The sequence below is a fragment of the Zoogloea oryzae genome, from assembly GCF_030161255.1.
Classification (GTDB): domain Bacteria; phylum Pseudomonadota; class Gammaproteobacteria; order Burkholderiales; family Rhodocyclaceae; genus Zoogloea; species Zoogloea oryzae.
Genome location: NZ_BSPX01000021.1, coordinates 51,231 through 61,552, shown reverse-complemented (window position 1 = coordinate 61,552; position 10,322 = coordinate 51,231). Strand labels below are relative to the sequence as shown.

Genomic DNA, 10,322 nt, shown 5'->3' with positions numbered 1-10,322 from the left:
GCTCGCATCGAACGCCCGGCGTTTCTGTTTCATCAAGTTCTCCTCTACGGGTGGATGATCCACCTATCGAGGTGTCCGAGGAAATTAGACCACTACAATCACCGGTTGAACGGGCCAACACTTGCCGGGCCGAAATCCGAACGACAGGTGCGTGCCTTACGGCACCGCCAACCACCAACCCCACCCTGTAGGTCGGACTTCAGTCCGACATCACAGATTGATCGGGCGGAGGTGTCGGACCGAAAAGTCCGACCCACAGCCCCGCCGACCGCAAGACCGCCCTCTGCGCATGCCTATGTCTTTAGACATATATACGCATCGCATTAATAAAAATAAAATCCCCCCCCGCACCCGGCACGGGTGCAACCCTCCGATCAACGCAGGATTCCACCCCATGAGCCAGAACCTCATCTCCCTCGATCTCTCCGCCAGCGACGTGACCGCCATGGACGCGGCCCTCGCCACCCTCGAAAAGCTCTTCGCCAGCTTTGTCGAGCTCACCCCGGAACAGCGCCAGAAGCTGCCCAAGATGGGGGATCGCTCCGAGGCATTCTGCCGCCAGACCCTGATGGTGCTCGAGCAGAACCAGCAGTTGATCCCGCCCACCTTCGATCTCGCCGAATCCCAGAGCGACATGGTCGCCTTCGACACCCTGCGCCCGCGCATCCAGCGCCTGCGCGCCCTGCTCTCCAAGGGCGAGGACACTCAGCTGGCCCTCGGCAGCGACCTGATGCGCGCGTCCTACGACGGTTACGCCCTGGCCAAGGTGTTCGGCCAGGGCGCCGCCCTCGACACCCTCAAGGAAGCGATGTCGGTGCGCTTCTCCCGCCGCCCCGGCAAGGATGAAAGCCCCGCGGCCTGAGCCCGCAGGCTGGCGCGACCTGCCGCCAGCCACCCCCGATTGACCCGGGGGCGGCCTCCTCCGAGTCGCCCCCTTTCACCGCACGCTGCCCGAATGGCGTGCGGTGTTTTTTTGTCCTCCCGTCCGGCCCGGAGCTTCGCCCCCGAGGCCCGAAGCCCTTCCCGCAACGCCCGCCCCCTTGCCCCCACGGTCATCTGCTTTGCGCCTCCGCTGAAAAGCCTTGCCCGCGCAGCAGTGAGCTGCGGCCGCAAGGCTCCGGACTTCGGACCGCGAGGCTTCTTGCTTCGCGGTCAAGGCAGAAAACCTTGCGCCCCGAGCGGAAAGCCCGCCCGCCGGGCCAAAAAGCCTCGAACGCAAGGTGAATGGCAACGGAGGGCAAGGCCCGGAGCCTCGCGGGGGGAGGACGGGGCTTTGCGGGGGAAGTAGCCCGCGCGAGTTGATCAGGCAGGGGTTGTCGGACTGAAGTCCGACCTACAGGTGCGAGCCTTACGGCACGACCACGGCCAGCCGGCGTTCGAGGGTGATGCCTTCGGGCGTGACCGTCGCGCCCAGGGCGATGACCTCGACGCCGGCGGCGAGGGCTTCGCGCAGGGCCTGGCCGTAGGCGGGGTCGATGTGGTCGGCGGGGCGGACTTCGGTGACGTCGCCGCGCTGCACGCAGAAGACCAGCACCGCCCGGCTACCGGCGGCGACCATCGCGGACATCTCGCGCAGGTGCTTGGCGCCGCGGGTGGTGACGGCATCCGGGAAGTAGCCCACGCCGCCCTCGACGGCAGCAGTGACGTTCTTGACCTCCACGTAACAATCGGCCCGGCCGGGGGCCTGCAGCAGCAGGTCGATGCGGCTGCCTTCGCCGTACTTCTGCTCGGGGCGGATGGTGGGGTAGCCGGTGAGTTCGGGCACCGTGCCGGCCTCGATGGCCTCGCGCACCAGGCCGTTGCTGCGCCCGGTATGCACGCCGACGATCACGCCCGGGGCGGTCTCGACGAGTTCCCACGTCCAGGCGAGCTTGCGCGCCGGGTTGTCGGCCGGCGACAGCCACACGCGCATCCCGGCGTCCTTGCAGCCCTGCATCGAGCCGGTGTTGGGGCAGTGGGCGGTGACGAGACCATCGGCCGTCTCCACATCGGCGAGGAAACGCTGGTAACGCCGGACGAGCCGGCCTTCGAGCAGGGGGGGCAGGAGCATGTGAGGAGTAATGAGTAAGGAGTGAGGAGACCTTGTTTTACGCGGGTGCGCTGGCGATCGGGAGCGCACAGGGTATCAGCCTGGACTCCTCACTCCTCACCCCTTACTCCTCACGCCCCTAACATCCACAGCAGCGCGCTCACCGTGAAGAACGACACCGTGGTGGCGGCGACCAGCGCCGCCGCGCTGACGCCTTCCTGGCCGAACTTCTGGCTGAGCAGCGGGTAGATCGACAGCATCGGCATGCCGGCGTTGAGGATGGCGGCGGTGGCGAGCTGGGGTTTGTCGCCCGGCGAGAGGGTGAGCAGCGCGAACAGGCACAGGGGGTGGATCAGCAGCTTGCCGGCGACGATCAGCGAGATGTCGCCGAGCATGCCGCGCACGTTGAGCCCGGCCAGGGTGCCGCCGATGCAGAACAGCGCCACCGGGGCGGAGGCCGTGGAGAGCATGTCCACCGCCTTGGCCACGGGCACCGGCAGGGGCACGCCGACGAGTGTCCACAGCACGCCGGCGCCCATCGCCAGGATGAAGGGGTTGCGGGTGAGGCGGCGCAGGATCTCCTTGAGCACCGCCGTCCAGCGCCGCTTGCCACTGCCGGCCACCTCGGCCACGGTGAGGAGCAGCGGCATCATCACCAGCCCCTCGACCAGCGCATACACCGCCAGCGCGCTGCCGGCCAGCGGGCCCATCACCTGCTGGGCGATGGGGTAGCCGATGAAGGCGCTGTTGGACATGGACGCCCCGAGGGCCTGCACCGCGCCGGTCTGCAGGTTGCGCCCGCGCACCAGGCAGGCCACGGCCAGGGCGATGCCCGCCGCCAGCAGCGAGCCAAGGGTGTAGATGAGGAGCAGGTGGCCATCGACGAGATCGCCCAGCGCGCGGGCCGACATGGCCTTGAAGAGCAGCGCCGGCAGAGCCACGTTGATGACGAAGACGCCCAGCGGGCGCATCTCGGCGCGGGTGAGGAGGCCGAAGCGCACGGCCGCGAAGCCCACGCCGATGATGAGGAAGATCGGGCCGGTGATGCCCAGGATGGTCAGCAAGGTGGTCTCGACGGAGGGAGCGCAGGCCGGGATTGTAGGTGTTCGCCCCCGCCGGATAAATCGGGCTACCGAACATCACTGTTCAGCGGCGCCCAACAGTAACGGGCCGGGCGCGGTTCAGGGCAGCGCGGCGCACATCTCGGCCAGCCAGTCGACGAACACCCGCAGCCGCGGCGAGAGGTGGCGGTTTTGCGGATACACCGCCGACAGGGGCAGCGGCGGCGGCTGGTAGGGCTGCAGCACCTCGACCATCGTGCCGGCGGCGAGCTGGCGCACCACGTGGTAACGCGGCACCTGGATGAGCCCGAAGCCGGCATCGCAGGCGGCCACGTAGGCGTCGCCGTTATTGACCGCCAGCCGCGAGCGCAGGCTGCGGCTCTCGAGCCGGCCGTCGATCAGGAACTCGAAGGGCACCGATTTGCCGGTGGAAGCCGACAGGTAATCCACCGCCTCGAAGCGCTCGAGATCGGCCGGGCGGGCCGGCTGGCCGTGGCGGGCGATGTAGGCGGCGCTGGCGCAGCACACCTGGGGCAGCGCGGTGAGGCGCCGGGCCACCAGCGACGAGTCGCGCAGCTCGCCGATGCGCAGCACGCAATCGACGCCTTCGCCGATCAGGTCGATCTGGCGGTCGGTGAGGGAGAGCTCCACCGACACCTCGGGGTAGCGGGCGCAGAAATCGGGCAGCGCGGGGATCAGCACCAGCCGCCCGAAGGAGGTGGAGGCATCCACCCGGAGCCGCCCCTGGGGATGCAGGGCGGCCTGGGAGAAGGCGGCTTCCACGTCCTCCACGTCGGCCAGGATGGCGAGGCAGCGGGCGTAGTAGGCGTCGCCGTCGAGCGTGGTGCGCACCTGGCGGGTGGTGCGCTGGAGCAGGCGCACGCCCAGGTGGGCCTCGAGCTGCTTGATGATCTGGGTGGCCGAGGCGCGGGGCAGGTCGAGCTTTTCGGCGGCGCGGCTGAAGCTGCCCAGCTCGACGATGCGGGTGAACAGCTGCATGGCCTGGAAGCGGTCCATCGGGGCTCCGATTGTTTGCGAAACAAAAACAGTGTTGCTGTTTACGGCGCATTTATCAATGCCGGCTGGCCGCCCATAATCCAGCCGACATCCTGCAAGACAAGGCCATACACCATGGAATACGTGCGTTTCGGCTCGACCGGCCTGAAGGTCTCCCGCCTGTGCCTGGGCTGCATGACCTACGGCACGCCCGACTGGCGCCCGTGGGTGCTCGACGAGGCCGCCAGCCGGCCCTTCATCCGCCAGGCGCTCGACCTGGGCATCAACTTCTTCGACACCGCCGACATGTATTCGCGGGGCGAGAGCGAGGTGATCCTCGGCCGGGCGATCCGCGAATACGCCCACCGCGACGACGTGGTGCTGGCGACCAAGGTGTTCTACCCCATGAGCGACAAGCCCAACGACCGCGGCCTGTCGCGCAAGCACATCCTGGCGAGCATCGACGCCTCGCTGGGGCGCCTGGGCACCGATTACCTGGATCTGTACATCATCCACCGCTTCGACCCGCACACGCCCATCGCCGAGACGCTGGAGGCGCTGGACACCGTGGTGCGCTCGGGCCGCGCCCGCTACATCGGCGCCTCGTCGATGTTCGCGTGGCAGTTCATGCAGCTGCTGGCCCACCAGCGGGCCCACGGCCTGGCGCGCTTCGTGTCGATGCAGAACCACTACAACCTGGCCTACCGCGAGGAAGAGCGCGAGATGCTGCCCCTGTGCCGCGACCAGGGCATCGCCGTCACCCCGTGGTCGCCCCTGGCCCGCGGGCTGCTGGCTGGCGCCCGCGGCAGCGGCACCAGGCGCGACGAGACCGACAACCTGGCCCACGGCTGGTACAACCAGCAGGCGATGGAAGACGCCATCGTGGGCGCCGTGCAGCAGGTGGCCGAGGCCCGCGGCGTGCCGGCGGCGCAGGTGGCGATCGCCTGGGCCGCCAGCCGGCCGGGCATCACCGCCCCGCTGATCGGCGCCTCCAAGGCCCATCACCTGCCGGACGCCGTCGCCGGCATCGGGCTTTCGCTCACCCCGGATGAAGTCGCGCAACTCGAAGCGCCCTACCGTCCCCGCCCCGTTGCAGGCCACGAATGAACAGCGCTGCCACTTCTGCCGCACCGGGCGGGCTCGTCCGCGACCTGTCGATCCCGGCGGTGGCCGCCGGCTTCCTGGCGGTGCTGATTTCCTATTCGGGCCCGCTCATCATCTTCTTCCAGGCGGCCCAGTCGGCCGGCGTGGCGCCGGAGATGATCTCGTCGTGGGTGTGGGGCATCTCCATCGGCGCGGCGATCTCCGGGATCTTTCTGTCGTGGGTGCTAAAGGTGCCGGTGGTCACGGCCTGGTCGGCGCCGGGCACTGCCCTGCTGGTCACGCTGTTTCCGGGGCTGTCGCTGGGCGAGGCGGTGGGCGCTTACCTCACCACCGCCGCGGTGCTGTTCGTGATCGGCATCACCGGCACCTTCGACCGCCTGCTGCGCCACGTGCCCAAGGGCGTGGCCGCCGGGATGATGGCCGGCATCCTGTTCCAGTTTGGCGCCAACGCCTTCAAGGCGGCGGGCTCGATGCCGCTGCTTACCTTCGGGATGGTGGCGGCCTATCTGCTGCTCAAGCGCTTCGTGCCGCGCTACTGCATGGTGCTGGTGCTGCTGGTGGGCATCGGGCTGGCGGTGGGCATCGGCGGGGCGGATCTGTCGGGCGTGAAGCTGTCGCTCGCCACGCCCCAGTTCATCGCGCCGGAATTCACCTGGAGCGCCATCCTCAGCTTTGCGCTGCCGCTGATCCTGGTGAGCCTGACCGGCCAGTTCCTGCCGGGGATGGCGATTTTGCATGGTTCGGGCTACCCGACGCCGGCCCGGCCGATCCTCGCCGCCACCAGCATCGCCTCGGTGATCGTGGCCTTCTTCGGCGGCATCACCATCGTGATCGCGGCGATCACCGCCGCCCTGTGCACCGGCAAGGACGCCCACGAAGACCCGTCGAAGCGCTACGTGGCGGGCATCGCCAACGGAGTGTTCTACCTGATCGGCGGCTGCTTCGGCGCCACCATCGTGTCGCTGTTCACCCTGCTGCCGAAGGAGTTCGTGGCGGTGCTGGCCGGCCTCGCGCTGATCGGCGCGATCACCGCCAACCTGATGGGCGCCATCACCCAGGAAGACCACCGGGAAGCCTCGGTCATCACGTTTCTCGCCACCGCCTCGGGCATGAGTTTCCTGGGGCTGGGCTCGGCCTTCTGGGGCGTGGTGATCGGCATCGCGGCGTACTTTGTGCTGCATCGGGTGAAGCCGGCCGCCGCGCCCGCGGCGACCCCGAAATAGTTGATCGGAGACACGCCGCCAGCGCTCACTTTTTGCCCGCCCACGCCGTAGATGAGGGACTGGCTTCCCGGGAGAGGGAAGTCACCCTTCAAGGAATCAGGATGGACGAAGCAAGCCGCATCCGCCGGGCCCAGACCCGGGTGGAAGATGCCCGCGAGGCGGTGCGCGCGTTTCACGCGGGCGTGGCCCAGGACGACATGGCGCTGGTGGTGTTCTTCTGCGCCAGCAGCTACGACCTGGACGCGATTGCCGACGAGATGCGCCGCTGCTTTGCCGGCGTGCAGGTGGTCGGCTGCACGTCGGCGGGCGAGATCGGCCCCGGCGGCTATCTCGAGCACAGCCTCGCCGGGGCGAGCTTCGGTGCCGGCGATTTCACCGCCGCATCGGGCTGCATCACCGGGCTGCAGGATTTCGACGCCGCCGCCGGCCAGGCGCTCGCCCGCCATCTGCAGGGCCAGCTCGACGCGGCCACCGGCAGCAAGTCGGCGGCAAACCGCTTCGCGCTGCTGCTGATCGACGGGCTGTCGGTCCGCGAGGAGGCGGTCACCCGCGCCATCCAGAGCGCCCTGGGCGTGACGCCGCTGGTGGGCGGCTCGGCGGCCGACGGCTCGGATCTGGGCAGGACGCTGGTCTATGCCGACGGACAGTTCCACAACGACGCCGCGGTGCTCACCCTGGTGGCCACGTCGCTGCCCTTCCGGCTGTTCGACACCCATCACTTCGAACCCACCGACGAGCGCCTGGTGGTCACCTCGGCCGATCCGGCCCGGCGCGTCGTGCGCGAGATCAACGGGCTCCCGGCGGCCCAGGAATTTGCCCGCATCCTCGGCGTTGCGCAGGCCTCGCTCACCCCCGAACATTTCGCCGGCTCGCCGGTGATGGTCATCATCGGCGGCGCCAGCTACATCCGCTCCATCCGGAAGGCCAACCCCGACGGCAGCCTGACCTTCTTCTGCGCCATCGAGAACGGCCTGATCCTGCGGGTCGGGCGCAGCCTCGACCTCAACGCCAACCTGCAGGGCGCCCTGGCGCGGGTGCGCGGCGAGATCGGCCCGCCGCAGCTCGTGCTCGGCTGCGACTGCGTGCTGCGCCGGGTGGAGATCCTGCAAAGCGCCGACCGGGACGCGATCACCGCGGCGCTGCAGGGCAGCAACATCATCGGCTTCAACACCTACGGCGAGCAGTTCCGCGGCGTGCATCTCAACCAGACCCTGGCGGCGATCGCCATCGGCGCCGCGGGCCCGGAGGTGAAACATGACTGACCGCGACCAGACCGCCGAAATCGCCGCCCTGAAGGCCGAGAACGTCCGCCTCCAGAAGATCATCGACGCGCTGATGGAGAACGCCGAGCGCAGCAGCGGCCTCCAGCATTCCGATTTCAGCCTGTTCCAGACCGCGATCCTGCTCGAAGACCAGGTCAACCTGCGCACCGCCGAGCTGCAGGCCGCCCTGCGCGACAACGAGCGCATGACCCACGCCCTGCGGGCCTCGGAAGAGCGCTTCCGCAGCCTCGCCAACCAGTCGATGATCGGCATCGTCACCGTCGAGGACGGCCGCATCACCTACACCAACGAGCGCTTCGATGCGGTGTTCGGCTACGCCGCCGGCGAGCTGGCCGGCCGCTCGCCCGCGGCGCTCGTCATCGCCGAGGACCGGGCCCAGGTGGCCGAAGCCATGGCGCGCCAGTTGAACAGCGACAGCGCCGGCGTTGGCCAGCTCGCCCGTGGCCTGCGCAAGGACGGCAGCGTGATCTACATCGAGGTGCTCGGCAGCGTGATGACCACCGGCTCGCACCGCTCGCTGATCGGCCTCGTCCAGGACGTGAGCGACCGGGTCCGCGACAGCCGGCAGATCAAGCAGCTGATGCGCGAGCAGCAGGCCATCCTGAACAGCAACATCGTCGGCTTCGTGAAGCTCAAGGCGCGCCGCTTCGTGTGGGCCAACGAAGCCTTCCGGCGGATGCTCGGCTACACCGAGGCCGAACTCCTCGGGCGCTCGACCCGCCTCATCTACCCCGACCAGAAGGCCTACGAAAACCTCGCCCAGGAAGCCTACGGCACCATGCGGGCCGGCCAGACCTTCCGCACAGAGGTGCAGCTGATGCGCAAGGACGGCAGCGTCGGCTGGTACCGGCTGGACGGCGAGCTGCTCTACCCGGGCAGCGACGAATCCATCTGGGCCTTCTTCGACGTGACCGAGCGCAAGGCCATGCTCGACGAGCTGGAAGGCCACCGCCATCACCTGGAGGCGCTGGTGTTCAACCGCACCACCGAGCTGGCCGCCGCCCGGGACGCCGCCGAGGCCGCCAGCCGCGCCAAGAGCATGTTCCTGGCCAACATGAGCCACGAACTGCGCACGCCCCTCAACGGCATCATGGGCATGACCAACCTGGCCCTGCGCCGCACCACCGACCCGACCCTCGCCAACCAGCTCGGCAAGAACCTCCAGTCGGCCCGGCATCTGCTGGGGATCATCGATGACGTGCTGGACATCGCCCGCATCGAAGCCGACACCCTCACCCTCGAAGAAGCGCCGTTCTCGCTGCGTGGCGTGCTCGGCGAAACCCTCGGCGGCTTCGAGGCCGAAGCCCGCCGCAAGGGGCTGGCGCTGGAACACCAGCTGCCGCGGGGCCTGCCCGACGCGCTGCTGGGCGACGCCCGGCGCCTCGGCCAGATCCTGCGCAACCTGGTGGATAACGCGATCAAGTTCTCCGAGCGCGGCACCGTCAGCGTGAAGGCCGGGCTCGCCGATGAAGACGGCTTCAGCCTGCTGCTGCGCATCGAGGTGAGCGACCAGGGCATCGGCGTGGAACCCGAGCAGCAGGCCCGCCTGTTCCAGCCCTTCGTGCAGGCCGACGGCTCGATCACCCGCAAGTTCGGCGGCACCGGACTCGGGCTCATCATGGTCAAGCGCCTCGCCCGGCTGATGGGCGGCGACGCCGGCATGCACAGCGAGCCCGGCAACGGCAGCACCTTCTGGCTGACCGCCAGGCTCAAGCGCACCGACCGCACCGACGAGCCGCTCGCCCCGGCCGCCATCCCCGACGACGACGATGGCGACCCGCTGGCCCTGCTTCAGCAGCACTTCGGTGGTCTGCACGTGCTGGTGGTCGATCAGGATTCGGTCAACCGGGATTTCGCGTGCTTCGCCCTCGAGGATGCAGGCATGAGCCACGACCTGGCCAGCAACGCCGACGAGGCCCTGACGCTGGCCCGCGCCCGGCCCTGCGGGCTGGTGCTGCTGGCGCTGGATCTCGGCACCGAGGACGGCGTGGGCATCGCCCAGGCCCTGCGTCGCCTGCCGGGCATGGCCGAGGTACCGATCCTGGCCATGAGCAGCGGCCCGGCCGCCAACGAGCAGCTCCGCTGCCACGATGCCGGCCTCGCCGGCCCGGTGGCCAAGCCGGTCACCCCCGACACCCTCGGCCGGCACATCCTGCACTGCCTGCGCCGGCGCTGACCGCCCAAATGAAAAAGGGCCACCGGAAAGGTGGCCCATTGGGCAGCGCGATGCCGGGGTGATGCGCGCGGCCCTGCGAAAGCCGCGCCCCAGCTGTCGGATGGCGCCATCCTAGCCGTGAGAACGCCGCTCGTCCTCGGCCATGTGACGCTTGGCGTAGTTATACAGATAGCCGCCCATCACGAGGATGAAGCCGATCGTGAACAAACTCAGCAGGCCGATATCGGTACTGAACAATTCTTTCCAGGCCATGGTGCTCTCCCTTTCAATCGTTGAAGTGTGGATTCGCAAAAGCTGTCCGAATCACCGTCTCTGTGGGGGAGTGCACTGCCCCTGTGGTCACTGACTGCCAGGTGCCTCTCCGTATTGCGCAGCCCGATGCGCAGAAGAGGATGCCCGGGACCGGGGCTTATTTTTCGGGGGGCCGGGCAGCCCCCCGTTTGAATCAAC

General features: G+C 68.7%; 9 protein-coding genes. 5 read left to right on the top strand and 4 right to left on the bottom strand.

Going from position 1 to position 10,322, the window contains the following annotated elements; all coding sequences use genetic code 11:
• Positions 1-394 precede the first annotated feature (394 nt).
• Positions 395-862 carry a hypothetical protein gene (locus QQK25_RS08965; RefSeq protein WP_284187605.1) on the top strand — a complete coding sequence of 156 codons (468 nt, stop codon included), beginning with the start codon at positions 395-397 and terminating at the stop codon, positions 860-862.
• Positions 863-1,348: 486 nt separating this feature from the next.
• Here the strand turns inward: QQK25_RS08965 and sfsA are convergent, their stop codons facing one another.
• The 3 genes from sfsA to QQK25_RS08950 form a co-directional block, all read right to left on the bottom strand.
• A complete protein-coding gene (sfsA, locus tag QQK25_RS08960; RefSeq protein ID WP_284187604.1) occupies positions 1,349-2,050 on the bottom strand; it encodes a DNA/RNA nuclease SfsA in 702 nt (233 codons plus the stop codon).
• Positions 2,051-2,160: 110 nt separating this feature from the next.
• On the bottom strand, positions 2,161-3,093 hold the full coding sequence (locus tag QQK25_RS08955) for an AEC family transporter (RefSeq protein ID WP_284187603.1): 933 nt from the start codon (positions 3,091-3,093) through the stop codon (positions 2,161-2,163).
• Between the two features lie 117 nt (positions 3,094-3,210).
• A complete protein-coding gene (locus QQK25_RS08950; RefSeq protein ID WP_284187602.1) occupies positions 3,211-4,107 on the bottom strand; it encodes a LysR family transcriptional regulator in 897 nt (298 codons plus the stop codon).
• Positions 4,108-4,221: 114 nt separating this feature from the next.
• On the opposite strand from QQK25_RS08950, the gene QQK25_RS08945 reads away from it, so the two are divergent.
• The 4 genes from QQK25_RS08945 (at position 4,222) to QQK25_RS08930 (ending at position 9,872) form a co-directional block, all read left to right on the top strand.
• The gene (locus QQK25_RS08945) at positions 4,222-5,193 is read left to right on the top strand and encodes an aldo/keto reductase (RefSeq protein WP_284187601.1); all 972 of its coding nucleotides are present in this window, start codon (positions 4,222-4,224) and stop codon (positions 5,191-5,193) included.
• Positions 5,190-6,413, top strand: a complete 1,224-nt coding sequence (locus QQK25_RS08940) for a benzoate/H(+) symporter BenE family transporter (RefSeq protein ID WP_284187600.1) — start codon at positions 5,190-5,192, stop codon at positions 6,411-6,413. Before QQK25_RS08945 ends, QQK25_RS08940 begins: the two co-directional genes overlap by 4 nt.
• Positions 6,414-6,514: 101 nt before the next feature.
• On the top strand, positions 6,515-7,675 hold the full coding sequence (locus QQK25_RS08935) for an FIST N-terminal domain-containing protein (protein WP_284187599.1): 1,161 nt from the start codon (positions 6,515-6,517) through the stop codon (positions 7,673-7,675).
• Positions 7,668-9,872, top strand: a complete 2,205-nt coding sequence (locus QQK25_RS08930) for a PAS domain S-box protein (RefSeq protein WP_284187598.1) — start codon at positions 7,668-7,670, stop codon at positions 9,870-9,872. The genes QQK25_RS08935 and QQK25_RS08930 overlap by 8 nt, the downstream gene beginning before the upstream one ends.
• 111 nt (positions 9,873-9,983) lie before the next feature.
• Here the strand turns inward: QQK25_RS08930 and QQK25_RS08925 are convergent, their stop codons facing one another.
• Complete coding sequence (locus QQK25_RS08925) at positions 9,984-10,124, bottom strand: DUF3149 domain-containing protein (protein ID WP_153163519.1); 141 nt, start codon at positions 10,122-10,124, stop codon at positions 9,984-9,986.
• Positions 10,125-10,322: the final 198 nt, after the last annotated feature.

Coding starts and splice junctions, on each gene's coding strand:
- QQK25_RS08965 (WP_284187605.1), top strand. CDS start 395: ATGAGCCAGAACCTCATCTCCCTCGATCTCTCCGCCAGCGACGTGACC.
- sfsA (WP_284187604.1), bottom strand. CDS start 2,050: ATGCTCCTGCCCCCCCTGCTCGAAGGCCGGCTCGTCCGGCGTTACCAG.
- QQK25_RS08950 (WP_284187602.1), bottom strand. CDS start 4,107: ATGGACCGCTTCCAGGCCATGCAGCTGTTCACCCGCATCGTCGAGCTG.
- QQK25_RS08945 (WP_284187601.1), top strand. CDS start 4,222: ATGGAATACGTGCGTTTCGGCTCGACCGGCCTGAAGGTCTCCCGCCTG.
- QQK25_RS08940 (WP_284187600.1), top strand. CDS start 5,190: ATGAACAGCGCTGCCACTTCTGCCGCACCGGGCGGGCTCGTCCGCGAC.
- QQK25_RS08935 (WP_284187599.1), top strand. CDS start 6,515: ATGGACGAAGCAAGCCGCATCCGCCGGGCCCAGACCCGGGTGGAAGAT.
- QQK25_RS08930 (WP_284187598.1), top strand. CDS start 7,668: ATGACTGACCGCGACCAGACCGCCGAAATCGCCGCCCTGAAGGCCGAG.
- QQK25_RS08925 (WP_153163519.1), bottom strand. CDS start 10,124: ATGGCCTGGAAAGAATTGTTCAGTACCGATATCGGCCTGCTGAGTTTG.